At 43.3% G+C, this 26,086-nt stretch carries 27 protein-coding genes; 8 read left to right on the top strand and 19 right to left on the bottom strand.

Annotation, left to right across the window (positions count from 1 at the left end; translation table 11 throughout):
- On the top strand, window positions 1-1,002 hold a 1,002-nt coding region (tnpC, locus tag LU351_RS09095; RefSeq protein WP_232593756.1), incomplete at its 5' end, for an IS66 family transposase.
- A 12-nt stretch (window positions 1,003-1,014) separates the two neighbouring features.
- On the opposite strand, the gene LU351_RS09090 is transcribed toward tnpC, so the two are convergent.
- The 4 genes from LU351_RS09090 to LU351_RS09075 all read right to left on the bottom strand — a co-directional run bounded on the left by LU351_RS09090 (window position 1,015) and on the right by LU351_RS09075 (window position 5,794).
- On the bottom strand, window positions 1,015-1,797 hold the full coding sequence (locus LU351_RS09090) for a hypothetical protein (protein ID WP_232593755.1): 783 nt from the start codon (window positions 1,795-1,797) through the stop codon (window positions 1,015-1,017).
- Window positions 1,797-2,360 carry a hypothetical protein gene (locus LU351_RS09085; protein ID WP_232593754.1) on the bottom strand — a complete coding sequence of 188 codons (564 nt, stop codon included), beginning with the start codon at window positions 2,358-2,360 and terminating at the stop codon, window positions 1,797-1,799. Before LU351_RS09085 ends, LU351_RS09090 begins: the two co-directional genes overlap by 1 nt.
- 465 nt (window positions 2,361-2,825) lie before the next feature.
- Window positions 2,826-5,504 carry a toprim domain-containing protein gene (locus LU351_RS09080; protein ID WP_232593753.1) on the bottom strand — a complete coding sequence of 893 codons (2,679 nt, stop codon included), beginning with the start codon at window positions 5,502-5,504 and terminating at the stop codon, window positions 2,826-2,828.
- A gap of 35 nt (window positions 5,505-5,539) precedes the next feature.
- Window positions 5,540-5,794: a hypothetical protein gene (locus LU351_RS09075; RefSeq protein ID WP_232593752.1), complete on the bottom strand. Its 255-nt coding sequence runs from the start codon at window positions 5,792-5,794 to the stop codon at window positions 5,540-5,542.
- 211 nt (window positions 5,795-6,005) lie between these two features.
- Between LU351_RS09075 and LU351_RS09070 the strand changes: the two genes are divergently transcribed.
- The 3 genes from LU351_RS09070 to LU351_RS09060 all read left to right on the top strand — a co-directional run bounded on the left by LU351_RS09070 (window position 6,006) and on the right by LU351_RS09060 (window position 8,055).
- Window positions 6,006-6,326, top strand: a complete 321-nt coding sequence (locus tag LU351_RS09070) for a hypothetical protein (protein WP_232593751.1) — start codon at window positions 6,006-6,008, stop codon at window positions 6,324-6,326.
- A 9-nt stretch (window positions 6,327-6,335) separates the two neighbouring features.
- Window positions 6,336-7,355 (top strand): phage integrase, encoded by a 1,020-nt coding sequence (locus LU351_RS09065; RefSeq protein WP_232593750.1) that lies wholly within the window; start codon window positions 6,336-6,338, stop codon window positions 7,353-7,355.
- A 523-nt stretch (window positions 7,356-7,878) separates the two neighbouring features.
- A complete protein-coding gene (locus LU351_RS09060) occupies window positions 7,879-8,055 on the top strand; it encodes a helix-turn-helix domain-containing protein (protein WP_232593749.1) in 177 nt (58 codons plus the stop codon).
- Between the two features lie 565 nt (window positions 8,056-8,620).
- Here the strand turns inward: LU351_RS09060 and LU351_RS09055 are convergent.
- The 6 genes from LU351_RS09055 to LU351_RS09030 all read right to left on the bottom strand — a co-directional run bounded on the left by LU351_RS09055 (window position 8,621) and on the right by LU351_RS09030 (window position 14,669).
- A complete protein-coding gene (locus LU351_RS09055; RefSeq protein ID WP_232593748.1) occupies window positions 8,621-9,130 on the bottom strand; it encodes a hypothetical protein in 510 nt (169 codons plus the stop codon).
- 133 nt (window positions 9,131-9,263) lie between these two features.
- Window positions 9,264-9,485: a hypothetical protein gene (locus LU351_RS09050; RefSeq protein ID WP_232593747.1), complete on the bottom strand. Its 222-nt coding sequence runs from the start codon at window positions 9,483-9,485 to the stop codon at window positions 9,264-9,266.
- Window positions 9,486-9,511: 26 nt separating this feature from the next.
- A complete protein-coding gene (locus LU351_RS09045) occupies window positions 9,512-9,937 on the bottom strand; it encodes a DUF4279 domain-containing protein (protein WP_232593746.1) in 426 nt (141 codons plus the stop codon).
- A gap of 142 nt (window positions 9,938-10,079) precedes the next feature.
- Entirely contained in the window at window positions 10,080-10,232 is a 153-nt protein-coding gene (locus tag LU351_RS09040; protein ID WP_232593745.1) for a hypothetical protein, read from the bottom strand.
- A 114-nt stretch (window positions 10,233-10,346) separates the two neighbouring features.
- Window positions 10,347-13,433 carry an efflux RND transporter permease subunit gene (locus LU351_RS09035; RefSeq protein WP_232593744.1) on the bottom strand — a complete coding sequence of 1,029 codons (3,087 nt, stop codon included), beginning with the start codon at window positions 13,431-13,433 and terminating at the stop codon, window positions 10,347-10,349.
- 90 nt (window positions 13,434-13,523) lie between these two features.
- On the bottom strand, window positions 13,524-14,669 hold the full coding sequence (locus tag LU351_RS09030) for an efflux RND transporter periplasmic adaptor subunit (RefSeq protein WP_232593743.1): 1,146 nt from the start codon (window positions 14,667-14,669) through the stop codon (window positions 13,524-13,526).
- A gap of 378 nt (window positions 14,670-15,047) precedes the next feature.
- On the opposite strand from LU351_RS09030, the gene LU351_RS09025 reads away from it, so the two are divergent.
- Both LU351_RS09025 and LU351_RS09020 read left to right on the top strand, forming a co-directional pair.
- Window positions 15,048-15,479 carry a thiol-disulfide oxidoreductase DCC family protein gene (locus tag LU351_RS09025; protein ID WP_232593742.1) on the top strand — a complete coding sequence of 144 codons (432 nt, stop codon included), beginning with the start codon at window positions 15,048-15,050 and terminating at the stop codon, window positions 15,477-15,479.
- A gap of 100 nt (window positions 15,480-15,579) precedes the next feature.
- The gene (locus LU351_RS09020) at window positions 15,580-16,410 is read left to right on the top strand and encodes a DUF2059 domain-containing protein (protein ID WP_232593741.1); all 831 of its coding nucleotides are present in this window, start codon (window positions 15,580-15,582) and stop codon (window positions 16,408-16,410) included.
- 288 nt (window positions 16,411-16,698) lie between these two features.
- Here the strand turns inward: LU351_RS09020 and LU351_RS09015 are convergent, their stop codons facing one another.
- Window positions 16,699-17,457, bottom strand: coding sequence for a protein-tyrosine phosphatase family protein (locus tag LU351_RS09015; RefSeq protein ID WP_232593740.1), 759 nt, complete (start codon window positions 17,455-17,457; stop codon window positions 16,699-16,701).
- A 317-nt stretch (window positions 17,458-17,774) separates the two neighbouring features.
- Between LU351_RS09015 and LU351_RS09010 the strand changes: the two genes are divergently transcribed.
- Entirely contained in the window at window positions 17,775-18,677 is a 903-nt protein-coding gene (locus tag LU351_RS09010; RefSeq protein ID WP_232593739.1) for a DUF6345 domain-containing protein, read from the top strand.
- A 43-nt stretch (window positions 18,678-18,720) separates the two neighbouring features.
- The gene (locus LU351_RS09005; protein ID WP_232593738.1) at window positions 18,721-19,794 is read left to right on the top strand and encodes a hypothetical protein; all 1,074 of its coding nucleotides are present in this window, start codon (window positions 18,721-18,723) and stop codon (window positions 19,792-19,794) included.
- A 372-nt stretch (window positions 19,795-20,166) separates the two neighbouring features.
- On the opposite strand, the gene flhB is transcribed toward LU351_RS09005, so the two are convergent.
- The 8 genes from flhB to LU351_RS08965 form a co-directional block, all read right to left on the bottom strand.
- Window positions 20,167-21,303: a flagellar biosynthesis protein FlhB gene (gene flhB, locus LU351_RS09000; protein ID WP_232593737.1), complete on the bottom strand. Its 1,137-nt coding sequence runs from the start codon at window positions 21,301-21,303 to the stop codon at window positions 20,167-20,169.
- Between the two features lie 9 nt (window positions 21,304-21,312).
- Entirely contained in the window at window positions 21,313-22,089 is a 777-nt protein-coding gene (gene fliR / locus LU351_RS08995; protein ID WP_232593736.1) for a flagellar biosynthetic protein FliR, read from the bottom strand.
- 71 nt (window positions 22,090-22,160) lie between these two features.
- On the bottom strand, window positions 22,161-22,430 hold the full coding sequence (fliQ, locus tag LU351_RS08990) for a flagellar biosynthesis protein FliQ (RefSeq protein ID WP_232593735.1): 270 nt from the start codon (window positions 22,428-22,430) through the stop codon (window positions 22,161-22,163).
- A gap of 14 nt (window positions 22,431-22,444) precedes the next feature.
- Window positions 22,445-23,335: a flagellar type III secretion system pore protein FliP gene (gene fliP, locus LU351_RS08985; RefSeq protein ID WP_232593734.1), complete on the bottom strand. Its 891-nt coding sequence runs from the start codon at window positions 23,333-23,335 to the stop codon at window positions 22,445-22,447.
- The gene (gene fliO / locus LU351_RS08980; RefSeq protein WP_232593733.1) at window positions 23,332-23,949 is read right to left on the bottom strand and encodes a flagellar biosynthetic protein FliO; all 618 of its coding nucleotides are present in this window, start codon (window positions 23,947-23,949) and stop codon (window positions 23,332-23,334) included. The genes fliP and fliO overlap by 4 nt, the downstream gene beginning before the upstream one ends.
- Before the next feature lie 61 nt (window positions 23,950-24,010).
- Window positions 24,011-24,454, bottom strand: coding sequence for a flagellar motor switch protein FliN (fliN, locus tag LU351_RS08975; RefSeq protein ID WP_269783399.1), 444 nt, complete (start codon window positions 24,452-24,454; stop codon window positions 24,011-24,013).
- Window positions 24,441-25,493 carry a flagellar motor switch protein FliM gene (gene fliM, locus LU351_RS08970; RefSeq protein WP_232593732.1) on the bottom strand — a complete coding sequence of 351 codons (1,053 nt, stop codon included), beginning with the start codon at window positions 25,491-25,493 and terminating at the stop codon, window positions 24,441-24,443. Before fliM ends, fliN begins: the two co-directional genes overlap by 14 nt.
- A gap of 16 nt (window positions 25,494-25,509) precedes the next feature.
- Window positions 25,510-26,040: a flagellar basal body-associated FliL family protein gene (locus LU351_RS08965; protein ID WP_232593731.1), complete on the bottom strand. Its 531-nt coding sequence runs from the start codon at window positions 26,038-26,040 to the stop codon at window positions 25,510-25,512.
- Window positions 26,041-26,086 lie beyond the last annotated feature (46 nt).

The following is a 26,086-nucleotide window of genomic DNA, read 5'->3' as shown; positions in this document are numbered from 1 at the left end:
AGCATTGCCAGCCCCAGCTTATTGGCTTTTATCGCCACGCAAAAATACGCGGATGCCTTACCCCTGTATCGCCAAAGTGAGATGTTTAAGCGTATCGGTATTCATCTGGATCGAACCAACATGTCGAACTGGATGATTCAGTGTGGAAAATTAGTGCAGCCGCTCATTAACTTACTGATCGAACATTTGCACAAACAACCGCTCCTTCATATGGACGAAACGACGCTGCAAGTCTTAGATGAACCGGGTAAAAATGCGCAAAGCAAAAGCTATATGTGGGTGATGAACCATACGGGTTCGCACTCGGCGAGTGTTTTTCATTATGCCGATCACCGAGGGCAACAAGTTCCGCTTGAATTACTCAGCTCAGACAATCATGCCATTATGGTGGATGGTTATGAAGGGTATCAAAAAGCCTGCTATGACTATGGCATTACGCGTTTAGGCTGTTGGGCACACGCTCGAAGAAAATTTAAAGAAGCTCAAGCACTGCAAAAAAAGGGGAAAACCGGAAAATCCGATCAAGCTTTAGCCTATATCCAAAAACTGTACGCGATTGAAAAGAAAATCAAAGAAGAGCCACCGGATCAGCGCCATATCTTTCGGCAAAAGGAAGCCAAGCCGATTGTGGCCAAATTAAAAGAGTGGCTGGATAAAAGCCTGCAAACCGTGGCGCCGAAAACCAAGCTGGGTGTGGCATTGGTGTACCTAAATAACCAGTGGGATCGATTAATCGGCTATCTGGAGGATGGACGCTACCCGATCGATAATAATGCAGCAGAGCGCGCAATCCGTCCGTTCACGATTGGGCGTAAGAATTGGATGTTCAGCAAAAGTCAGGCGGGAGCGAAAGCCAGTGCCAATTTGTACAGTTTAATCGAAACAGCCAAGGCCAATGGGCTCAACCCTTACGAATATTTGCAAAACATTTTTAAAGAACTGCCCAATGTCAATGATGTTGAGCAGGTGGAGGCTTTGTTGCCTTGGAATATCAAGGTGTAATTGGTTTGGCGTTTACGTTTCGGGTTTAAGTTTAGGCGTAGGTTGCGGTTTAAACTCTGAAGGGTTTAAGGGTTTAGCGTTCGTTTCGGGTTTAAGTTTAGGCGCGGGTTGCGGTTTAAACTCTGAAGAGTTTAAAGGTTTAGGTCGCCAGGCCGTTACGGCGAGCACAGCCAACACACAACCCAAGTGCAAGGCCATGGCCACTCCGGTGGTGGCCTGAATGACCACTGGCCCATTCAACCCAATAACGGTAATGGGTTTGCCAAAGGTGGCGGTGTGTGTGGTTTCACTCGACCATTGGTTTAACGTTTTAACTTGGGCATCACGCTTTTCATGCAAGGCCATTAAACCCGATTGCCGCTCGTAGGCACGCTGACGGTAACCGGCGTTAATGTCGGATTCGATTAAACGGTGTAGTTGGTTTATTTGTTGGTCTAAACCGTTTAAGCCCGCCTGAACATTTCGAAACGTTTGGTTGTTGGCCAAGGTTTGCTGGTGGCGTGTTGCCATGGTGGAGTGCAATAAATCTCCGGTGGCCGAAATGCTTAATGTCAATGCCACCAACGCCGCCAGTAATAAGCACAGGCCGGGTAGTAATCGTTGTTGTTCAAAGCTCTGAATCGACAGGGGCACAAAGGTAATTTTCAGCACACCCAACGACAACGCCGCCGCCCCTGCCAACCACTTAACAATGAGGTCACTTGGAAGCTGTGACCATTGGTAGGTGGGCAGTGCCAGACAGAGCAAGGTGAGAACAACCGCCGAAGCGGTTGTGAGGTGGGTGATGAGTGGCATTAATACTGGCCTTCGGGGCGTTGGAAAATCCAGCAAAGGGTGGGCTCACCAGTGAGGCGACTGGTGATGGTTTCTTTTCCGAGGTATTTGTATTGGCGGCTTAGGTGGAGGTGTTCTTCGATGTCTTTTTGATCTAGCTCTTCAAATTCATCCTCTTTTCGCAAGTGAGCCAAATGCTCTAGGCCAATGGCAAGTAAATCAAATTCATTACTGTGATCAACCTCCTCTTTTCCATTGTATCGTTTGCTCAAGTTGAACGAATGTAAATGCCTCCAAAAGTCTTCTAATTTTTCATGCTCAGGTTTAAGGGACTCACAGAATAGTTTCTTACCCTGCGTACTCAAAAGTAAAGGCACTTCAATTGATTCAAGGTCAGTTATAGAGGGCATCAAACTGACAGCCATTGAAGCTATATCGGAGTGGTTGTAACTCACCCCTGGAACCGCACCAGCCTTAATAAACGCTTCCTCAATATTCGCTGCGACCTGGTAAATCCGATCTGACAACAACCCACCAGAATATGAATCTTGATCAGCAAATAATTTTTGAGTTGAACTTGTCATGGTATTCCTCTTTTTAGTTTTGATTGATGAAAAATCCCAGAAAAAAACACATACGGGGATGGGGGTTTTGAAAACAGGCAATTTCGGCAACACCATTCCCTCAACATGGCTCAAAGCCAGTGTTTTCGGGGGATACAGCCAAATCACCCGAGAGCAACTCAAGAGCAACAAAGTTGCTGTACACATTTTAACCAGCCTGAAACCCTTATGAATAAAGGGCTGTAGCCATTTTTAAAATTTCTGAGTAGAGCAACTGAAGAGCAACTTCTTGTTGCTCTTGTTGCTTTTGAGTTGCCGCAAAGTTGCTCTATTTTTTAGGAAAAAAAGTAACTTAACTTACTGATATATATAGATATTTATAGTTATCACTATATTCAGTTGCCCTTGTTGCAGGTTTACACGCCCCCCCTTCCACATTTTTTTACTCTCCAGTGGAGACACAAAAAAAAGGGGAGAAAGACACTGTCATTCCCAATCCGAAGGTTTCTCGAATATGAAGCACATTGGTGTTGAGTTTCCGCCTTCGCGACTACTTCTAATTTTTTTCTTTGCCAAATATTTAGGCCTTTTACTGTTTGGTAACAGACGCTTTAACTCGTCAATTGAAAACGGTTCTTGATAAGCTTTTCTTGCCTGTTGAACAAAATCATTGAGGTTAATTGCAATAAGATTCTTTTGTTTATGTTGGTTTAAGATTTCGTATTTCTCAGTTTTGGTTTCTTCTTTGCCGTTTTCCCTTATTGTGATTTTTCTAGTCCGATAGTTTTGGAACAAGTAAAAATCCCAGGCGCGTGCAATTTCTGGATGATCACAAGACATTCGATCAATTCTATTTTTTGCCCGTTCAACAACATGATCCAATGCTTTTTCGATAACAAAATCCGGGAACTCCGGCAGTAAAAATTTAAGTAATTCAACCGAGGCCATTGCCTGCGCATGAAAATCTACCGTACGATCACTCACTTTTAGTTCTTCTACTTGATCAAGGCGTTCTCGGAAAACTTTAAAGTAGGTAAAAAATTGATCGAGGTATTCTTTTTCATGAGTCAATACATGGTGTAAATAACCGCCCAAATCCTCTACCGCCATTGCCTTTAATCGATCTGCAATAGGACGATTCTCTGGCCGCTTGTGTGCGGTTGTGAAATGAAGGTGAAAAAAGCGGCTTAAAATCGGTTCACCTCCATCTACACTGGCATTTTGCGCAACAACATAAGCCGCTCTATTCAGGATTTCATTGGTATTATTGTCATTGGTTTTTATTCCACGAGATGAAATGACAGCATTTAAGTCCGTTAATTTTTTCATCACATCCCAATTCACTGCTGTTGTAGGCCGGCCACCTGCGGAAGAATTCACTTCCCTATCTGACTCTAAAAGTACCATGGGTAAATTGGATATCTGGCCAAAGGTTCTTCCGCGTGAGGCATCTGTCATTTCATTCATATCAACACCCTCATAACTACGGCCAAATAATTTCCATAAAAAACGTATCAATGTAGTTTTTCCAGATTCTTTCTCGCCGGTAATTTCAAGGAAAGGCATACCCTGCAATTGTAATTTTATTTGTTGAGAGAACAGCGACATTGTCCAATACGCTAAAGCACAGACACCATTCAAATGAAATACTTTGATAAAGTCTCTAACCCATGTAGGATCAAATTCTGTTGTAGAAGTGATCTTAATACTGGATAGCGTTGTCTTTATTCCACGATTAGGTAGTTGTATATAACCCTGCTCATTCAATTCATAACGTTGCCCATTTTGGTATCCGCATTCTGGGAAAATATACGTTTGGCTCTCTTCGTCGTAGCCCACAAAAGGCACAGTCTCGACAAAGTCCACTTGGCGGTTTAACCATTGGTCTCGTAATTTTTTTAAGTCACCAGCCGCACCATCAAACGTACCGCCATCGGTATTACTGATAAGGGCTTGACCAAAGGCACGCGGTTCCGTTAATGCAGGCCCAGTGATGCCCACGTGATAACGGCGATTACTGCTGGCGAGTTTGACGTCAAAAAAATAACGGCGCTCATCGGTAAACTTATCTTTCTGCACATACAAAAAATTCGGTATGCAATTGGATATATTTTTAATTTTCGCGGCACGGAAAAACTCATCGCGATGAAAGTGATGGTCAAATCTTTCACCGTCTAGTTGTTTACTGAGCACTTCTAAATTGACTCTGACTGAATACAGCTGGTTTTCAAACGGCAAAATACAATAGCTTTGCTGCTTCCAGGCGTAGTGCATAAAGGCTTTTTGTTTCGCGCTCTCGGCAATAAATAACTGGCCACGCCATTTGCACGCCTCTAACTCTTCGTCGTTTAAACGGTCTAATCGGTAGAGGTCGTCCCAATCTTTCTTGCTGCCGGTGAGGGCAATCTCAACGGTTTGCTTCAGTGTTTTTAATTCTTGGTAATATTTACGAATGTGCTTATGGGCACCGGGCTCGTCGTCGTAGGCCAAGCACCAAATAATGTTGTCGTCTTTGTGTTGTGCAATGAATTCCCTTGGCAAGTTATTGCAGGAAAACGCACACACCGCTTTCTTGCCAATGTGGTGGTACGCAATCGTATGAAATATCCCTTCGGTGATGTACACCCGATCATTCTTTTTAATCACCTGCCCTGGTGGCGACCAGTGTTTGTCGGTGTATTTTGTGCCCTGTTTAAAGCGAGCTTTTTTACCCGCACGTTTGACGTGAGCCGGATCAATGATGCGCTCCCAATAGTCTTCCCCTTCAAATAACCGAAAGCGGCAGGTTTGTGCCCAGTTATTGTCGGGGAGTTGGAAGAAGCCCTGGGTGTACCACCCCTCTAATTTATCGGTGTTGAACCCTCGGTTCACTCCGAGAAATGCGCGAGCGGTGGCGTTGGGGTCATGATCCGTCGATGGGAAACGCTCGGCGAAGTTCTCCCACAACGCCGGGTACCGCTCTCGGGTTGTGATGGAAAACCCACATTCATCCCGGCGATTACACAGAATGAGACCCGGCTTGTCCTTGCCGACAAATAACTCTTTTTTCCCACAATTCGGACAACGCCCGTACTGAAAGAAATTGCTCCTTTCTTTAAAGGCATATTCCGTGTCGTTGCGAAGGGATTCGATGATCTCATCATCAATATTCAAATAGTCAGGCATAGCAGCGTTTCCAGCTCATTTCGGATCAATAGGGGTTAGTCTTTGTCCTTTTGTGCCATGCACTGGAGGGTGAGTGCGGCGATGTTCACCAGCCGCAACCGCCCGATCTTCACGGTGGGTATGTTGCCCAAGTTGATTTGGGTGTTCATCTGCCCCTGTCGAAAGCCCACCTTCTCGGCAAACTCTTCCTGGTTCATCAATGGAAACGGCATATTGAAGGTCACCGGCCCCTCAGGTAATTCGGGAAACTGGATTTGGTCTAGTGGTAAGTCTTTAATTTTGGTAGGCATATCATCTCCTGTTTGCTTTGCTTTGGATAATTATTATCTATGGTAGGCCTATTAAATTTTATATCAAGTTATTTTTAACTATTTTTATCTTTTTTTATCTGCTAAAGTGATTTCTATAAACTCGCGACATTATTTATCAATCAGTAGAGTTGATAATAATGACGCCAAATACTGTTGAAAATGACGCTGAAAACATTATTGGAGGAATGACATGTCACAACCGGCTGGTGCTAGAGTGAAGGCGATCCGTGAATTCATGGGAATGGGCGTTCAAGAATTTGCTGATTTTATGGGTATTGAATATGTGAGGCTGAAAAATATCGAAGGTATTCGCGCCAAGGTGAATGAAATTGACTTTCGAAACCTCGGTGAGAAATTTCCTGAATTACTACCGTGGTTGGTGTATGAAGGCCCCATTTCTATCAAGGCTTTGCAGAGCAGTAAGAGTAATTATTGCCATATTATCGTTTCAAAAATCATGGCCGATTTAGAGCCAAAGGGGTATGGCATTCGTGAATTAGTCGTTAAATAGGGAAGCGTTATGGCGATTAGAAAAGTGCAGAGTGGCTGGCAAGTGGATTTTCGACCTCATGGCAGTGAAGGTCGTAGAATTCGAAAAACTTTCCTGCGTAAGAGAGAGGCAGAAGACTACGAAATTGAATTAAAAGCACAAACCAATCGAGGGGAACTCTCAACCGCCCGAAGTGATAACCGCCGTCTCTCTAAGTTGATTGATGATTGGTACGAGTTATATGGCTATTCACTCAAAGACGGTGATCGCCGTAAAATTAAATTAATGAATATGTGCGATCGCTTGAAAAACCCCCTAGCCCGTAAGTTCACCGGAGAAGATTTTTTACGATATAGAAAAAAACGACTCCAGGAAATTCTCCCTCGGAAAAATAGAACGGTGAGTAAAAACACCGTCAATCATGAACACGCTTACCTGTCCGCAACGTATGGCACATTAATTAAGTTGAAAAATTGGAAGGGAACGAATCCTTTAGCTGGAATTCCCAAACTTCAAATTGATGAATCTCAGTTGACGTATTTAGAGGAAAACGAAATCAAGAAACTCTTGGCGGAACTGGAAAACGCCAAGAATCCGGATGTCCTCACGATCACCGAAATCTGTTTAGCGACTGGCGCACGCTGGAGCGAAGCAGAAACATTGGAAGCAGGAAGAATCCGGAACGGGAAAGTACACTATGTAAATACCAAGAATTCCAAGGCCAGGGCAGTACCGATTTCGGATGAACTCATCGCTAGAATTCTCCATGGGCGGCCACGGTTCGGGCGACTTTTCCCTCACACCTGTTATCGGGCGTTTGCATCGGCTGTTGAACGTGCGGGCTTACAGCTCCCTGAAGGGCAAAGTACTCACATCCTGAGACATACCTTTGCCAGCCATTACATGATCAATGACGGAAATATACTGAAGTTAAAAGAGATACTAGGCCATAAAACAATGGAGATGACGTTACGTTACGCTAAACTCGCTCCGAAACATCTCGTTGAAGTACTGGATAAAAACCCGTTTGATCGCTTACTCGCAGTATGAATCACCATTTTGTCTACTGTGCCCAAGACGTCCAAATTATGTCCTAGTAAACGAGAGAATAGCAACATTTGTGAATGGTGGCTTACATGCAAACACTTATTATACGAGAATCAAAACCTTTCAAAACTACTCTTAGGGGGTTCAAAATCCCTTGCTTTCACGAGCGTGCCGGTTCGAGTCCGGCCTCTGGTACCATCTAGAAAGTCCTTTAAAATCAACACCTTCCAGAACGCAAAAGATTCTTACAATTTTGTTAAAATTCAACCTTTTGCGCAAAAGTGTCTACATTCTGTCTACGCAGAAAAACTTCCCTTTATTTCTGTGGGATTGGCACCGCAATTAATTGCAAATTCAATACCTCGAAAATCTCAAAAACAAATCCCTGATCATTCGTTAATCGATTTAACATTTGATTTAATTTCGCCTCCGAAATTTCTCTGCCTCTTTTTTCTGAGAGTGCTCTTGCCACTGCCTTTCTGGTACTAAATGGTGCATAACTTAGCCAACACTGTATAATACAGTTATGAAAAATGATGGCAGAAAATTAAGTCACGATACGCTCGAAGAAATTCGCATTCGTGCAGTACAGCAAGTGGAAGCTGGCGAAAGTCCTGAAGTCGTAATCAAAGCGCTCGGCTTTAATCGCAGCCAAATTTATCGATGGTGGCCCTTTATCGTGAAAGGGGCTATGAGGCATTGAAAAAAAGCGTAGCCAAAGGTCGAGAACCCAAGCTACTAAGGGGTACATAGCTTAGCCAACATTAAGTGGCATCTGCTATGTACCCATTAGTAAGCTGAGAAAATCGTTTTTTTCTTTGGCGATAGTTCCATCGTGATCACTCTCTTTTTTAATTCATTACGGTAGAGACAAGGGCACTTTAAAACGGGAATGAAAACGAGTACATATTGCTCAAGAGACTTTGTCCAGTTATTCCGGAAAAAATAAACATCCCCGCCCCAAGGGGCGGGGTATTTAGATTAGTTATTCGCCGCAAGCGGCGGGGAATTAAACCCTAAGAGATTAAATTATTGTATAAGTCTCACCCAACCAAATAATTTATTGGCACATAAGACATTAAAAAAATAATTATTTTATTCATAGGCGCCATGAATCGTTATGGGTGGCGAGGGGTTCGCAGTACCGGATAAGAGCAACCAGCCCACCCGAGGGTGGCCCCTGGCAACCCACCATAAACGTACAAGCAGAATTTATTAAAAAGAAAAAGGAGCTAAATTCGCCCCTTTATTTACCTCGATTTTTAATATTAACGAAAATGATTAATGAGAGGAATATCATTGGCATTGGTAAGCTGCCAATGATATGAGTAACAGGAAATATTACAAGGCTGGAGCCATGAAAGACAATTATCGCAGGGAGCCATAATACTCCCTGCATCGTCGTGTGCAACAAATGCGATTTTATTGGCTTTAAATAATCTTACAATCTCATCCAATCCCTTTTCACGAATGGCATCCAACAGCGCTTCAAACTCTGCGCAGGCACACATTGCACGTCGTTTATTGTCTTCCACTTCATATTGTTGATGAGGGCATAGACGGCTATTGGGTTCGCAAAGCCGGCGATCAACTCCCATACGCACAAGAAATTCGACGAACACCTTCATACTGGCATCTTGCGAGGCTGTTAATTCACAAAAAAGTGTTTTTGGGTCAATGGGGCCAAATTTGGTAGTACCTTTGCAGCTGGTATGTCCTGAACGTCCCTCACCAATAGGGTATAAACTATCAACCATTACGACCTGTGAAGTCGGCATGAATTTCTCCTTTTCAACTATTTATGGATGCGTACTGCATAGTAGCGGCGAGAAGTGTAATTACGATTTATACAGTTAACAATAGCTTACTGCCCGGCCATGAATAATGGCCAGAGCAGTGAGAACTACACCATTAACAACGGTGCATATTCTGGTACAACCGAGCCAATAATATTCCAACGGCTTCGCTTAAGTTGTAATTCTCATCAAAGGGGCCGAGGTTATTGATGGAGAGGCATTCCAGTATGTCGACGATGGCTTTGGCTTCCGAGAGGTTTTCGTCGCGCCCGTCTCGGTCGAAGGTGATTTGTGCATTTTCCGAGTGAATAAAGGCGGGTGTCAGCGAGTCCAGCACCGAAGGTGCGGTTTTGGCTTGCCTTGTTACAAATTTTCTTCAGCCTCATCTGGACCATAAATATCTAAGTCAAGCAGGATGTTTCTTTCACCTAGTTTTTGTAGTGATTCAGGACTTAGACTTATACCCTCCATCTCGTCCTCCATGAAGAGGCCACAAAATAAATCTATTTTGTAATTGTCAGCTAGCTCTTGCCAAGCATTGAGATTACTTGTTAACTGTTCTAGTATTTCTGAAATTTGGCAATCTAGATCGCCAGGTTCTTGCTCAGTGGCACATAAACACCACATACCAAATTTAGCCACCCGTATGCTTCCAGAGGATGTTTCTAATTCCTCGCCACGAGTCTGCTCATGTGTAGGGAACCCCCCTAACGAATTAGTAATATCTTCGGGTAATAGATCATCACCTGATATTCTCAACGTTGCTTTCGTGCGACTAATGAGTGCCATTTAATAATAACTCTGACTCAATATGTAACGAGACTGTAGAAAAGCCCAAATCATAGCTTCCCTACACCGCTCATAATTTGTTTATTTTTGCACCAGACAAAAGAGCTGCCACTGGCCATTCACCTTAGTTTTGCCATACAAACTAAACCTCGATACCGCTTATGAGTGCCAATGCTCGCAAATACCGGCTCACCCATCGACATTCGATGACGACAAATGCACTGCCTTCCTCACTATCCACACCCTCTTTCATCCAACACGTGTAATTGGCTTTTCCAGCATAAGCTAGAAACAAAGAAAGTATTCTACCGATATAATTGTATATATCTCGCAGTAACCGGCGGATTCAACACCGAAGTGCCGCCCTTAAGGTGGCACTCAATCGTTGAATAAAAAATAATTAAAACTTTTATACAGAACGATGCGGAGCAGGAATTTTGTAGAAAATAGCGTATAAGACTGGCACAACACCCAATGTAAGCAAAGTACCAATACCCAATCCAAACGCCATGGCATTAGACATTCCGTAAAATAAAGGATCATTTGCAAGAATTAATGGCAACAAACCCAATACGGTTGTAATAGTTGTCATTGTAATAGGCCGTAAACGAATTAAGCACGCATTCACAATGGCATCGTAAGGCTCTAAGCCTGCTTCCATCTCTAGCTCAATACGCTCAATTAAAACAATGGCATTATTAATAATAATACCGGCCAGTGAGTACAGCCCTAAAGTTACCATAAAGCCAAATGCAGAGTTAGTCACCAATAAACCCAATACCGCGCCAATTAACGCCAGTGGTATGGTCACGATTATAATGCCGGGTTTCCGGTAAGAATTAAATTGCCATACCAGTAATACCACAATAATACCTAAAATCATTGGCACAGACGCCGATAACGCTTTTTGAGCATCAGCAGATTCGGCAATCACACCGTCGTATTCAATATGATGATTGAGTGGTAAATCCTCACCCGCCGCTTGAATATCTGCATCCACCAACGCTTTTAAATCTTCTGCGGTATAAAGTAAACTTTTCGCCTCTACCGTCACTGTACGAAACATGTCTTCCCTTTCTATTCGAGCATAACGATTTTGAGGTTTGAAATCCGCTATCTGAAATAACGGCACATTGGTGTTTTCCGCAGAAGAATAGACGTTCATCGATCGCATACGATCTAAATTCATTCTTTCTGTTTCTTCCGCCCGCATGATGATAGGAATAATATCCCCGCCATCTCTAAACTCCGTCACCATGGTGCCATCAAAATATCCTTGCATAGAGTTAGCAATGTCTGATGATGTCACACCCGCACGTCGAGCACGTTGCTGATCAACGTCCACAATGACGTTAGTAATACGATTTTCCCAATTTGTACGAACATCAATTGTACCAGGCACATCTCGCAGTAAAGCGGCAATTTCTTGAGCTTTATGGTAGATGACATCCGCATCCGGCCCTTTCACCTGTACTTCTAATTTACTGGAATCACTTGGCCCCAAAAACATACGCGTAACACGCACAAACATCTCTGGAAACTGTTCAGAAAAACCAGTTCGTAACTTATCGATTGTGGTATCAACGTTTTCCAATTCATCGATATTCACCACCATAAAACCTTTATTCTCAGCAGGGTCTTCGGGTGATAAAGACAACACAAATCGTGGCCCACCGTACCCCACATAACCGGATACCGATTCAATATGAGGAAACACCTGTTTATCTCCCAGCCAGGAAAAGGCTTTTCGCATTTCGCGGTCTGTTGTTCGAGCAGAGGTGTTGGAAGGCAGTTCTGTGTAGACCAGAATTTGAGAACGATCTGAATCTGGGAAAAATTGCTGAGGAACAAAACCCATTAACACGCCAGTTGCTAGAAAAAGCCCTAACATTGACATTAAAAATAAAATTCGATGATACAAAATGCGATGCAAGAAGACTCGATACCCATTGTAAATTCGATCCATCACGGTAAGTTTGCCATCGTTCGAATCGTCACTGTTTTTTGCTATTTTTTTCGGATCAATTTTCAGGAAGTAATAACAGAGCGTTGGTGTCACCCCTAAGGCCAGCACCCAAGAGGTCATCAGCGATATCAATATCACCAAAGATATCGATCGTGTGTATTCACCAGCCGCGTGTTCCGCCAACATTAAAGGAAGAAAAACAAGAATGGTTGTCAACGATGACACCAATAAAGGTACGGTCAATTCACGACCACATGCTTCCATGGCCTCTTCTCGAGATCGCCCCATCTCAAGTAATCGCTTAAATTCTTCCGCGATCACAATACCATTATCCACCAACAGGCCTAATGCGATAATGAGTGTTGCCAAGCTCATCCGCTCCAACGCCATACCACTGATATTCATAATGGCCAAGGTTGCCAACATCACACAGGGAACAATAGTGCCAACAATTAATCCGGTTCGCATTCCCAAAAATAGAATAACAACCACAAGTACAATCACTAACGTTTGCCCTACGTTAGTCGAAACACCAAACACTGTCTTCGCTACTTGATCTGCCTGATAAGTAGCAATATCCAAATTAAAGCCCACAGGAATGGTATCCTGTAATTCTTCAATTTTGGCTTTTACTCTAGGCGCATACTCTAATAAATTATTCCCCGACAACATGGAAATGGCGAAAATAATGGATTCTTTACCATTAAAATAAGAAGACTCGTTCGGTGGGTCAATGTAGTCACGACGAATATTCACAATATCGGAAATAGGAACAACATCGTCCGTTCCCGGCAAAGACACTAATGTGTTAGCAATATCGTCAACAGATTCAAAATTACCCGTCGGCTCAATAACAAAGCTTTGTTGTCCTGTATCTACCGCTCCACCAGGACGAATGATATTTTGATTTTGTAATATATTCAGCAACTGATTCGGCGACACGCCTAATTGAGCCAGCTTTGCATTAGAAATTTCTAAAAAAATTCGTTCATCCTGCACCCCAAACACATCAATTTTATTGGTGCCAGGAACCGTATACAGAGTGTCACGAATATGCTTAGCCATATCATTCATGGCGGCCATTTCGAACCCTTCTGCTGAAAGCGCCAAAGTCACCACGGCCACTTCGCCGAATTCATCATTCACCACCGAGCGTCCGGTTCCTTCTGGCAACAACGATTGAGCCGAATTCACTTTATTGCGCAAGTTTTGCCAAATCGCATTTAAATTAGTGAAACGGTCTTGAATTTCTACATGAATAATCGATTGTCCGATAGTAGAGCTGGAAGTAATTCTCTCTATTTCGGGTATTTTTCGAATTTCACGTTCCAATTTTCGAGTAATAAGTTCCTCTACACGCTCAGGGTTTAAGCCCGGATAACGCGTAATAACTAACGCTTCACGGATCAGAATTTTCGGGTCTTCCTGAGCGGGAAGCGTAAAATAGCTAGAAACGCCATACAACAATACAATCGCCAGAACCATAAATACCAGTCGGCGATAATTAAAAAATACTGTGGTCAAGGTCATACCACGTGCCCCCTTTGGCATGAAACACCAGAATAAAGTGGAAAAGTCATTAGAGTTATGCCTTTTTATGGTAGAAAATACAGTAAGGCATTAATTGAAAACGCGAGGTCCACGATTTAACAGTGTGACTTCTTGACCATCGTATAAATACACAACCCCTGCCGAGGCAATAATTTCACCATCTTCCAGACCAGACGAAATCAACATTTCATTATTAATGATATTCTCTGTTTGCACTGCACGACGTTGGACCGTTGAGGTTGATTCATCGTAAACAAACGCAAACGACGTCTGCCCCTCTCCGGCAACTAATGCGCTCATTGGTACACGAATCGCAGGGCCGGTATAGCCGGTGCGCCCCGTACCCATGTACGTAAAGTCCACTTCTGCACTCATACCAGCACGCAAAATGGCAGGAGAATCTTGCACAAACAAGGTAATTGGGAAAGCATTTGCCGCTTCGGCTTGGGAACCGATTTCAGTGATTCGAGCATCCAACGTTAAATCAGGTATGGCAGGAAAAGACGCTTTGAATACATCGCTGTATTGCATTTGACCAACAATCGTTTCCGGCGCCACCACAGAAATTTCTAAACCACCCTGACCTTCAATTTCAAAGCACGATTGCCCTGCTGACACTTGTTGAGAAGGTTCAATGTTTCGTGCGGTAATGGTGCCATCGTAGGGCGCCCGCAACACCGCATCACGTAAATCTTTATTTGCCAAATCTAACTGAGCCTGAGCCACTTCAAGGGTGCTTTTCGCACTCTCCAACGCCGTCTCCGCATCGTCATACAGTGCTTTTGACACCCATCCTTTTTCGTACAAATTGGCCTGCCGTTCAAACTCATTGGTGGCTTCACGAACCGCTGCTTCTGATTCATGCACTTGGGCATTCGCCGCTTTCACGTTTAACTCATAGCTGCTTTCATCCAACTCAGCTAACACATCCCCGGCTTTAACTTGATCTCCCAAACGCGCAGGCACCGACTTTATTTTACCCGTCACCTGAAAACTCAGTTGGGCACTTTCGGCCGCCTGTAAAATACCGGATATTCGTCGAACTTGAGACATCTCAGAGGTGGAAACTTGTACCCAAGCAATCGGACGTGGTTTTTTCTCAACCACCACATTTTCTTCCGCACAACCACTAAGCCCTGTGAAGAGCGCCCCCCCTAGCCCCAATCCAAGAAGAAGTCGAATACCAATGTTTCGTAATAATGGAAATTGAGTCACTGCAACCCTCATATTAATCACCCAAATGAATAAACAAATCTGACCAAGAACAGGATCGACACCATCAAGGCCTAAATCACAACCCGGTTATCGATTACTTGAAATTATGGTGGTATTAGCAAGTACTAAAGTCAACTAAAGCGCCATAGGATTCGGCTAAAGTCGCGTCTTACGCCAACACCTTAAGTCACCTTCTATTTGTACCCCTTCCACTTATACCCCTTCCAAATGAATAGCGTTGACATGACAAAGACGCCTTACTAAAAACTTCTTTTACTTTAGCGCTAAATCCAACCTTTTGTTGGTTAGCGTATAGTACGGCTAACACTTAACGGAATTGACAGACGCAACGCCAGCCGTCGTACTGAACTTCAGCTTATGCCTTTAATACTCTTTTATGACAGCCAATGTCCGCTCTGTGTGATTGAGATGGACAGCCTGAAACGGAAAGATCACAAGAACGACATTAATCTGGTCGATATTCATTCAGAACAGTTTACGCTCGACTACCCCGCTATAAATAAAGCGTCGGCCTTAGCAAAGTTACATGCCATGGATGAATCGGGGAAAATTCTATTAGGGTTAGACGTCACTCATGCAGCATGGAGTCGGGTAGGACGAGGGTGGCTAACCGCCCCTCTTCGGTGGCCTCTAATACGTGTATTGGCAGATGCAATGTACAACTTATTTGCGGTGCATCGTTTTACTTTGTCGAAATGGTTAACAGGTAAAGCCCGATGCCAACCCTGCCAAAAGGGATTCTGTTGCCCAACACCTCCCCCACAAGAGGACATGAAAACGAGAAAATAAATAGGTCGAGGACGACGAGGGCGTGCTGGGATTTCTTTATGCATAACGGTGGAATACACTTACCCCCATTATGATGACAATGTCTATTTTGGGAGACTCCATGAAACTGCATTTTCACACATTCAATGTTCTTTTTTTCACCATTCTGCTTTGTTGCTCAACATCCGTCCATAGCGCATCAGACATCCATACCTTAATGGAAGTAGCGGGTATTACAGAGCAAATCAATGAACTGCCCAAGACCATGAAAGCCGGATTTGAGCAAGGCCTAGCACAAAAAAATGCCCCGAATAAAGACGCCCTTCTAAAATCGGTGGATCAAGCCATTTTACCCTCCATTATTATTGAAAAAACTCACACCGCCTTAAAAAAAGCATTGTCGAAAGAAGACATTAAAACGCTTCTGACTTGGTATCAATCAGACTTGGGAAAAGGATTAACAGCAGCAGAAAACAGTGCTTCGACGATAGAGGCCTCCCAAACGGTCGCCAATCAATTGCAAACCTTGCTCAGCAATGAAAAGCGTGTAGAGCTGGCAAAGAAACTGGACAAGGCTGTCGGCATGACAGACACAGCCGTTGACATTCAACTTTTCACCATGGAGTCAATGTTTACTGCCTTTTCATCAATGGAAGATCCGAGTTCATCCATTGATCCATCTCAATACCGGGCCAGAATTGAAGCCATGAAGCCTCAAATGAACGCCCAAATGGAGCCTTTCATTCACGCCACCATGGTACATACTTACCGGTCGTTTGATGATAAAAGTATGGATAAATACGCCGCTTTCTTGTCTCAACCTGCTGCACAAAAACTCACAACCGCCTCTATTGAAGGTATGAAATCGGGTTTGAAAATAGTAACTCAGGCATGGATAAAAGACATTGCCACTATTGCCAAAGCCAATCAAAAAAACCGCAATAGCCCTTAATAAAAGAGAGAGGTTTCCTAATCTTGCAATACAACCATTTTATGGAAAGTGATTAATGGTTCACACATAACGAACACGACAACATCCATGTTGAAGAAAAAGTTTATACCGTTGTTTCTATAAAGTGTTTCTATAAGTTGTTTCTATAAATTGCTTCTATAATCAGATATAAGATGGCCTGCATCATCACACCTACATTATGAAAGTGGGTTTTATGAACACAGATTTTATGAACATTGACTCAAAAACTCATGCTTCATCGATAACGAGCAGGCCCATTTTTTAACCCTAAAAACCATCCATAGGGAAATCATCCATACCAAAACCATCCATAGCAAAGTCGTTTCTATTCGACCCTTTGAGATGAGGCGGCATCCATGAAGCACCACTGCTACCGGCAGCAAAGTTGACATTACCTGAGCTAGCCGCCTGGCCCCAAAAACCGCCAGCGCTGGAGTTTGCCGCTCCAGAATTATAAGGTGAGGTATTCGTTACAGACAGATTGGCTGCGGCTCGAATGGCATTCACTTGAGCCGGGGTTTCAACACCAAATTGTTGCTTAAGAAAAGCCTCCGTGCATACCTCTTCAAGATTCGCCCCCAACGGCATGTAATAATGTAATACCGCCCAACCGGCAACATAAGTACCCGTACGCCCCGCACCAAAACCGCAATAGACGAGCGTCGCGCCGCCTTTACTTCTTGCGGCTTGAATTTTGTTCGCAACGTCTTTGATCACATCCACCGTTGGCGCACGAAAATCCTTAAGCCCTCTGTGGTGATACTGTATTCCCAAATTATTGAGTCGCTTTTGTCCATCGTCATCCAATGGGAATTTATTTGCACCAATGACCGTTGCAATTCTCTGGTAGCGTAAAAAACTGACATCCACAGGGCTCAATGTATGGTTTCCATCGCGATGTTCATAGTTGGGTTGAGCACTTCTGGCCACTACACCATTCGATGCCCATTGCAAATTGGTAAATGCAAATTTTTTCTTATTTCTTGGACTGTAAGTATTTAGTTTTAACTCGTTAGTGTTGGCCATGTCGATACCTCATTGTATTCCCATTGAGTTTCATTACCTTCCTTAAGCCAAATTTCACAACCTCACTTAGCTCAAGAAGTATTGCATTATCACAAAAGGGATATACTGAAAATGGCCTAAAAAGTTGCCATAGAATTTATACCGTAGATAAAAGCGACAAAAAATGAGACGCATCTCACAAAAAACTACGAAAAGATCAAATTACGCCCACATTCTTTGTCCTTATTTTTCATCTCTCTCTGTATCTATCCATGAACGCGTTAACGCTGTTCAAGGATTTCTAACCTTTCCTATCAATACGCTTTGGAGAAAACGTTATGACATTGAGAGTCATTACAGGGATAGCCAGTGCCTTTTGCTTGCTCACAGCAGCATCACAAACTCTGGCACTTGAAGCAAAAGTATTTGCCATCAGCGACTTTGTTCCGACCAGTTCAGGTGGCTGTGGTAGCAATGATGTTGCTCACTGGGACAACATGGTCGATCGTTGGTACGACCGAATGGGCAACTTCGGCCATCAGAAAGATGGGCAATACACGAATGGAAGCATGACCCTAAAGCGCTTTTGCGACCCGGACTGGAATAGTAACTGCGAAGATCACCTGTGGGTCGATGAAGCCGATGCCGCGATGATTGCCACCCACGGCTCAGACAGCGGCGACCATTGGGCCGGCACAATGCGCACACGCTGGCTTGGGCACTGTGCATTGGATGGCGGTGGCAATGCGTCTGAAATGCACGTTGGTGACTTTGATTTGGAGTTTATCCATCTATCGTCTTGCTACAGTGCCGATGACGATAACTTAGATGGTATACGTGAAGCCATGCATGACCCAGAAGACTCACCCAGTAATGGTCGACGCGCCCATCAATGGGATGGTTTTCACGGCATTATGTGGATCGGCTCTCGCTTCAATAACGACTATCGTGATTTTGTGTCAGACGCACACAGTACGTCTATGGCAAGCGCCTGGGTTAGCAATATGTACAACAGCCGTGTTGGTTGTGCTGGGTATGACCCGTTCAATTGGTTTGGAACTTGCCAAGAACAATGCCCGGTAGCCTACAGCATTGGCAACGGTAGAACAGACGCTCTGAATCGCATTAATAACGAACGTTACAACTACGTCTTCAGCGACCCAAGCAGCAATAATACCTACGCCTATCGCTACATTCCTGGGTGCAACCCTGTGGGCGAAAACGCCTTTTCAGCAGACTGATTTTTCATTTCATTGACTCATATTGCATACAAGGACACACGCTATGACGATCAAAAACACATTTTTACAATTCGCACTTACGGGTATCGGGCTGTCGTTACTGACTCAAACTGCATTGGCACAAATTAACGAAGCAGATCGACAAGAAAAAATATTGAGTAAAGCGGCACTTAGCCGATTAATTTCCGCAGGATTACCAGAAACCATTACCGAAAATAATACTGAGTTGGCTGCAGTGTTATTAAAACCTAAATTAGGCGACCCACTGAGTAAAACGCTCAATATTGATCACGTTATTGAAACCGTATTTGAAAACGCTCGAGACATTAAAAAATCCGGCAATTGTTCAATACTGCCCTCAAAATGCGAAATCACGGCTGGAGATATCAACGGTAAAGAGGCCTTTTCCATTCTCAACTATGAAAACAACGGCACACAAACTCAGTTACGCTTTGTAAAACGAGGCTCTGCCGATCAGCTACCAGAAACGATGAAAATCGACGACAGAGAAGTGTTTGAACAAGCCATGGCATTTGTCGACAATGTTTTCAAAATCGCGCCTGAAAATATCCCAAAACCGCCATCCAGTGCCAAAAATCGGTTGCCAGTGAAAACCGTGAATTTGTCGGTCTCTTCCGAAGATAAACGAGGCCAACGTCGTACAGAAACCACACCGGTCGAGAAGTTCGTACAATTTCAACGCGGGTTTCAAGTCGAGACGCTTGGTTGGGTACCCGGCCCCGGAGAACTCGCCCTTCAATACGATGCTAAAGGCTTAAATGTGGCAGTAATTCAAGGTTGGTCAAGCATGGAGGAATACGGACGAAATCTAAACCCACGTAATGCGAAAAGCCGCAGTACCCTCATTGAAGAAATTGCCTCACGATTTCAACGAGAAGGTATTGGCCACCTAAGCTCTGCACGTTCACACCTAGCCATAACACAACTACCCGGTGACGAATCTCCCATCCCAGTACTGCGCATCTACGCCGCAGCCCAACCCAATGATTTAACGGAAGAGGAGCAAGCAAAAGTCGTCTCCAGTGCGGGAGTAGTGATGGATATTGCATTAATTCGGGAGGAAGAGAGAAATTTTGATTTTGAAGAGAGTGAGTAGTTAAATGATTAAAAGTTTAGCAGTCTAAACTGATACAGCCATCACAATCAAAATAAGGGTTGTGATGGGCTTTATGAATCAAAGCATAACATCAAGATACTCTCTACAATAAACTTATGAATAATTATCAAAATACCAGGGCTCCCTAGTAATAATTGATCAATGCTTAAGGTTAAAGCTTGATCCATATGAACCTTTATTAATCAAAAGAAAGATTCATAAGAGAAAAATTTCATCAGGCAAATTGCCTGAGACCCCAAATATATCTTTTTGAATTTAAAATTAGGTCAAACAATGATCCTTTGGGTTGGATCTGGATCATTTTGATTGTTTATTACTAGGGAGCCCTGATCAAAATACTTCATTAACGCCTTATTCATCAAACCGCATATCCTCAGGCACAGGAAACTCGGTCGGCATTTTCGGCTTTTTTCCACCTTGCTTTGCATAACTTTTAAGCTGAAAGACGTAAGCTAAAACTTGAGCCACAGCAAGGTATAAGCCGGAGGGAATTTCTTGATCAATTTCTGTGGTATGATAAACCGCCCTTGCCAATACTGGGGCTTCAACAATTTCAATCTCGTAAGCGTTAGCAATTTCTCTGATTTTTAAAGCATTAAAATCAACGCCTTTTGCAATCATTATGGGGGTTGCCATCACTTCTGGATCATACTTTAAAGCCACAGAATAGTGCGTAGGGTTAGTAATGATAACGTCTGCTTTTGGAACTTCGGCCATCATCCGATTATTGGCCATTTCTCTCTGTAGTTGACGAATCCGACTTTTCACTTCTGGCTTACCTTCGGAATCTTTCATTTCATCTTTAATGTCTTGGCGAGACATTTTTAACTTACGAGTGTTATCCCAAATTTGAAATGGAACATCCGCAATGGCTATTAATATTGTCACCGCCGATAATAAAATCGCGGCCCAGCCTGATAATTCTAAGGAATGAATAATGGAAGATTCGATCGATTCTGTTGAGAGATTGAGAATATCGTCTCGCATGAATTGCAGCAGAAATAACCCTACCGTCAAAATAATCAGAACTTTTCCCAACGCTTTTGCCAGTTCTACCAAAGCCTTCACTGAAAACATACGTTTTAACCCTGCAATAGGGTCCATACGATTCAGTTTCGGCGCCATGGCTTTGGTGCTGAATAACCACCCCCCTAATGCAATGGGCCCCAAGATACTGACGATCAATAAGATGGAAAATAACGGAATCAGCATTAGCAGCCCTTCCGCAATACCCGCTTCCAATTGCCAAATCATGAGTTGAGGGTCAAACGCCACTTCACGACTAAAAGAAAAATTGTGCTTCAATATCCCCAATAACGTACTGCCCATTGAACCACTGAATATATACAGCCCAATGGTACCCGCCAATAAGATAGCGGTTGTGGTTAATTCACGTGATCGGGGAACTTGACCTTCTTCTCGGGCTTTTTCCAGCCGCCTGGCCGTGGGCTCTTCCGTTTTTTCCTGACTGCTATCATCTTCGGCCATATTAACACCTTATGGTGAAATTAATTCACGTACAAAAATGAATGCATCATCGGTATACGCCGAAAATTGAGGTAAAAAATTGGTGAGCCCTACCCACATTAAGAGCATTCCAAAGACCAACGTAATAGGAAAGCCCACAGCAAACACATTCATTTGTGGCGCCGCCCGACTCATGACACCAAATGCCAAATTTACAATCATAATCGCAGTGACAACCGGCAAAGATAAAACAAGCCCACCCGCAAACATCCAACTCGCTAACTTTATAATTTCAAAATAATCGTCCGGTAAGAACTGTGCAGAACCAATAGGAAAGGTGGTAAAACTCAATGCAATCATCTCAATTAACAACAGATGCCCATTGATACTTAATAGTAATAAAGTGGATAACGTGAGATAAAACTGGGAAAGCACCGTCACCGTCACACCATTACTAGGGTCATTCATTGAAGCAAATCCCAAACCCATTTTCATGGCGATTATTTGCCCCGCCAATACAAAAAGCTGCAGGTATATTTGAAATATAAAACCCAGAGCACCACCAATAACCACTTGAGAAAGTGTGATAGAAAACCCTTCTAGAGAAAGAGGTGAAATATTCGGCACTGGTGGAATGACCGCTCCGATTGACATGGCCAATGGAAAGGCAATTGCAATGCGAAAGCGAGGAGAAATAGTGCGCGCACCAAAAAAAGGAACGGCCATCAAAAAAGAGCCAATACGAATAAAAGGCCAAACAATTTGGCTGACATAGTTTTGAATAACCAGGTCACTTAATTCAACCATAATACAACAGCGCCCAAATGACCCACCATTCGCAATTAATCAACTATTTTCAATAAAACAACAATGCTTAATCAACCAATTAAATTAGGAATATCAGTCATAAGCGTGGTAAACAAACTCATTAACTCATTCAATAACCACCCTCCAGCGATCATAACAGTGGCCAAAGTAATAATAAGCCGAGGAAGAAAGCTCAAGGTTTGTTCATTTATTTGCGTGGCGGCCTGAAACATACTTACAACCAACCCGACTACTAAGCTTGGTCCCACAATTACCGTAACCATAATAACGGTTAAAAACAAAGCATTTCCAAATAAATCCATCGCCACTTCAGGAGTCATAAGGCATCCTCAATTTACACACCAAAACTGGCTGCCAAAGTACCAACGATAAGCCCCCACCCATCCACTAATACAAACAGCATGATTTTAAAGGGGAGGGAGATAATCAACGGCGATAACATCATCATTCCCATAGCCATCAGTACCGATGCAACGACAATATCAATCACAAGAAAAGGAATAAAAATAATAAAGCCAATTTGAAAGGCGGTTTTTAATTCGCTGGTGACAAATGCTGGCACCAACACAACAAATGGAACATCCTCTGGCGCATTCAGCGGTGGATAGTCTCCAATATCCAAAAATAACTTTAAATCATTTTCTCGTGTTTGCCCAAGCATAAACTCATGAAGAGGTTTTTGAGCTGCGTTAAACGCCTGTACTGACGTCATTTCATCGCTAATATAAGGCTCGACGGCATCCGTGTTAATTTTCTCAAGAACCGGCGACATAATGAATAAAGTCATAAATAAGGCTAACCCAATCATAATTTGATTAGAGGGTGTTTGCTGGAGCCCTAATGCTTGACGCAAAATGGAAAATACAATGATGATTCGCGTAAAAGAGGTCATCATCATGATAATGGCAGGAATAAATGTCAGCGCTGTCATTAACGCCAAAATTTGCAAAGTTACCGAATATTCCTGCGACCCATCGGGGTTGGTTGTGACGGTAACCGCTTTCAGCCCACCTAACTCATCAATTGGAAAAAAATCTTCATCTATCGTATTTTGCTGATTTTGAGGTTGGGTAACAGACGATGGATTAGCAACAACATTGTTATTGCTCACCGAACTGGCTGATTGAGAGTAGACTCCTTGCGCCAACAACATCAAGTAAAGCACAACACATAGCCGAATACAGACTCGAACAACACTCACCTTATGCTTCCGCTTTTCTCTCATTCTTTAATACCTAGACTACAGGCACCGTTCGCAGAATGACTGGTATTGCTTTGAGATTTGTCATGAGAGCTCGATAAAGAAGGATTAAGAATGGTTGCCAGTTTTTCAGAAAATTGACTTTGAATACCCGAAAGCCCAAAGACAGGTGATGTCTTCCCTGGTACTTTATGATCACCGGGCTTATCCTGGCTTGTCTTATTACTGCCTACACATTCATTGTCTACCTCTTTCTCAAGGGGTGCTTGATCTGAAGAGTCATCGAATACGTGTAAAGTATTGATATTATTTGCCGTAATACCCAATAAAATGGGTTTACCACAAGCCTCTATCAATATTACTTTTTCTTTCACACCCAATGGCAATTGTTCGAGTACTTGTAACTGATTTGACCCCACATTACTGAATTTTTGAAACCGCTTCATAGCATAAGCTAGCGCAGCGATTAACATCAAAATAAACAGTAAACTTCCTATAACTTGAGGAATATAACCACCAGTGGAGTAGCCACTACCAACCGCTGATGTGGTGATGCTATTCGCCGGATGAGAATCCAATGCTTGGTCTTTTTCAGGCAAAGCTAAAAGATTGGCGCTGAAAAAAAACAGTAACGCCATGAATGCTTTTAAGAGTTGGTATCGATGTAACCACTTTTGAAGGTATTTCAAAGGAAAAGCCTTATCGTAAACGTTTAATTCGCTCGGATGGACTAATCACATCTGTCATGCGAATCCCAAATTTTTCATTAACGACCACTACTTCACCATGAGCAATTAATGTCCCATTGACCAGAACATCTAATGGCTCACCTGCAAAGCGGTCTAACTCAATGACGGAACCCTGATTTAATTGCAACAAATTTCGAATACTGATGGAGGTACTTCCCACCTGCATAGAAATGGTGACAGGAATATCGAGAATAACATCTAAATCAGGGTTGTCTTTTGCCGCTTGTGGCACACCAGTATCTTGATCAAATTCGTCTAAATCCATGGGCTCTGCCGGAGCAGGCGGCTCTTCTTCATCCACCTCTTCCTGCTCTGCCATCGCCGCTGCCCACTCATCCGCCATAGCATCCTGATCTACATCTTCTTCACCCGGCAATTCATCATCTTCTATCATTGTTACCTCCTGAATTATCACCGTTTTGATTTTCTGCCTGTGTTCGATATTCTGCAAAAATAGATTTTTCTTGAAGATTCGGACGTTCTACTCGCCCAATAATACGCAAGGCTAAATTACCAGAATGCTGACCGACTTGGGCCTTAAACATTGGAACGTTATTGGCGGTAATAACATGATAAGGCGGCATATCTACCGGTAGAACATCCCCAGATCGTAAATTAACAATATCGCGCAATGTTAATTCTTTTGAGACCACCTCACATTCTAAATCCACCTTTGCCCCCATCACATCTTCACGCAAAGCATGTACCCAACGCTCATCACGTTCATCACTGTCACTCTGTAAACCGGCATCCAGCATTTCCCGTATGGGCTCAACAGTGGAATAAGGAATGGTAATATGAAGCTCCCCACCACCACCGTCCAATTCAATATGAAACGTACTGACGACCACGACCTCACTGGGGCTAACAATATTGGCCATTGAAGGGTTCACTTCCGAATTAATGTATTCAAATTCAATGGGCAATACGGCCTTCCATGCCTCCGCCAAATCAATAAAGGCCTGCTCTAATACCATCTGAACAACACGTAATTCCGTTGGGGTAAATTCTCGACCTTCAATTTTGGCATGGCGCCCATCACCACCAAAAAAATTATCGACTAATTTAAAGACCAATTTCGCATCTAAAATAATCAGCGCCGTCCCTCGTAACGGGCGGAATTTCACCATATTTAAACTGGTAGGAACGTATAAAGTATGAACGTATTCTCCAAATTTTTGAATTTGTATCCCGCCTGCAGATACATCAGCCGTTCGACGCAATAAATTAAACATGCTGATGCGGGTATACCGAGCGAAACGCTCATTAATCATTTCCAGGGTGGGCATACGCCCACGAACAATTCGATCCTGACTGGTAAGGTCATAGGATTTAACCCCACCCTGTTCACCATCGCTTTCTACTTCTATATCACCGTCATCAACACCATGTAATAAGGCATCAATTTCGTCTTGGGATAATAAGTCCTGCACGCGCTTGCCTCTGCGTTTACTGCATCACCAAATTGGTAAACAAAACCTGCTCTATAGCGGGCTCACCCATTTCTTCTTCAAGTATTTTTTGAATTGATTTTAACGCCTGCTGACGTAAAAGCTCTTTCCCTTCCGCCGTTTGTATCTCTTGATAATCCATACTGCTGAATAACATCACCAAGTCGTTACGGATACGCGACATATGCAACTCGATTTCTTTAATCGCTAAATCATTCCGAGTCAGCAATGTAATATCAAACTGGCCATATCGTTGGCGGCCGCGAGCATTGAATGTCACAACAATCGACGGTTTTAAAGGATAATACAGTGCTGGTAGTTTCTCTTCTGACGGTTCCTCCATGGAGGCACCTTCATCGCCACCCTCAGCCATTTCCGGCGGCGGCTCGTCCTCAAACATCGTTAATACCGCAATAGTGCCGCCCACACTCAGTACAATCAGTAACAATCCAACAACGATTAATAAAATCAGCTTCTTTTTTCCGCCACCTCCACCCTCGGCATCTACTTCTTGATCTTCATCAGCCATGTCAAAAACTCGTCATTCACTTAATATTACCGTCATCGTTAACACT

Origin of the sequence: Marinibactrum halimedae (assembly GCF_021234875.1) — a bacterium.
GTDB lineage: Bacteria > Pseudomonadota > Gammaproteobacteria > Pseudomonadales > Cellvibrionaceae > Marinibactrum > Marinibactrum halimedae.
The sequence above is the reverse complement of the archived record's forward strand: the minus strand, read 5'-3'. Positions and strand labels throughout refer to the sequence as shown.

What these genes read in the sequence shown, in the direction of transcription:
- LU351_RS09090 (WP_232593755.1), bottom strand. Translation starts at nt 1,797, where the DNA reads ATGCCACTCATCACCCACCTCACAACCGCTTCGGCGGTTGTTCTCACC.
- LU351_RS09085 (WP_232593754.1), bottom strand. Translation starts at nt 2,360, where the DNA reads ATGACAAGTTCAACTCAAAAATTATTTGCTGATCAAGATTCATATTCT.
- LU351_RS09080 (WP_232593753.1), bottom strand. Translation starts at nt 5,504, where the DNA reads ATGCCTGACTATTTGAATATTGATGATGAGATCATCGAATCCCTTCGC.
- LU351_RS09075 (WP_232593752.1), bottom strand. Translation starts at nt 5,794, where the DNA reads ATGCCTACCAAAATTAAAGACTTACCACTAGACCAAATCCAGTTTCCC.
- LU351_RS09070 (WP_232593751.1), top strand. Translation starts at nt 6,006, where the DNA reads ATGTCACAACCGGCTGGTGCTAGAGTGAAGGCGATCCGTGAATTCATG.
- LU351_RS09065 (WP_232593750.1), top strand. Translation starts at nt 6,336, where the DNA reads ATGGCGATTAGAAAAGTGCAGAGTGGCTGGCAAGTGGATTTTCGACCT.
- LU351_RS09060 (WP_232593749.1), top strand. Translation starts at nt 7,879, where the DNA reads ATGAAAAATGATGGCAGAAAATTAAGTCACGATACGCTCGAAGAAATT.
- LU351_RS09055 (WP_232593748.1), bottom strand. Translation starts at nt 9,130, where the DNA reads ATGCCGACTTCACAGGTCGTAATGGTTGATAGTTTATACCCTATTGGT.
- LU351_RS09045 (WP_232593746.1), bottom strand. Translation starts at nt 9,937, where the DNA reads ATGGCACTCATTAGTCGCACGAAAGCAACGTTGAGAATATCAGGTGAT.
- LU351_RS09035 (WP_232593744.1), bottom strand. Translation starts at nt 13,433, where the DNA reads ATGACCTTGACCACAGTATTTTTTAATTATCGCCGACTGGTATTTATG.
- LU351_RS09025 (WP_232593742.1), top strand. Translation starts at nt 15,048, where the DNA reads ATGCCTTTAATACTCTTTTATGACAGCCAATGTCCGCTCTGTGTGATT.
- LU351_RS09020 (WP_232593741.1), top strand. Translation starts at nt 15,580, where the DNA reads ATGAAACTGCATTTTCACACATTCAATGTTCTTTTTTTCACCATTCTG.
- LU351_RS09015 (WP_232593740.1), bottom strand. Translation starts at nt 17,457, where the DNA reads ATGGCCAACACTAACGAGTTAAAACTAAATACTTACAGTCCAAGAAAT.
- LU351_RS09010 (WP_232593739.1), top strand. Translation starts at nt 17,775, where the DNA reads ATGACATTGAGAGTCATTACAGGGATAGCCAGTGCCTTTTGCTTGCTC.
- LU351_RS09005 (WP_232593738.1), top strand. Translation starts at nt 18,721, where the DNA reads ATGACGATCAAAAACACATTTTTACAATTCGCACTTACGGGTATCGGG.
- flhB (WP_232593737.1), bottom strand. Translation starts at nt 21,303, where the DNA reads ATGGCCGAAGATGATAGCAGTCAGGAAAAAACGGAAGAGCCCACGGCC.
- fliR (WP_232593736.1), bottom strand. Translation starts at nt 22,089, where the DNA reads ATGGTTGAATTAAGTGACCTGGTTATTCAAAACTATGTCAGCCAAATT.
- fliQ (WP_232593735.1), bottom strand. Translation starts at nt 22,430, where the DNA reads ATGACTCCTGAAGTGGCGATGGATTTATTTGGAAATGCTTTGTTTTTA.
- fliP (WP_232593734.1), bottom strand. Translation starts at nt 23,335, where the DNA reads ATGAGAGAAAAGCGGAAGCATAAGGTGAGTGTTGTTCGAGTCTGTATT.
- fliO (WP_232593733.1), bottom strand. Translation starts at nt 23,949, where the DNA reads ATGGCGTTACTGTTTTTTTTCAGCGCCAATCTTTTAGCTTTGCCTGAA.
- fliN (WP_269783399.1), bottom strand. Translation starts at nt 24,454, where the DNA reads ATGATAGAAGATGATGAATTGCCGGGTGAAGAAGATGTAGATCAGGAT.
- LU351_RS08965 (WP_232593731.1), bottom strand. Translation starts at nt 26,040, where the DNA reads ATGGCTGATGAAGATCAAGAAGTAGATGCCGAGGGTGGAGGTGGCGGA.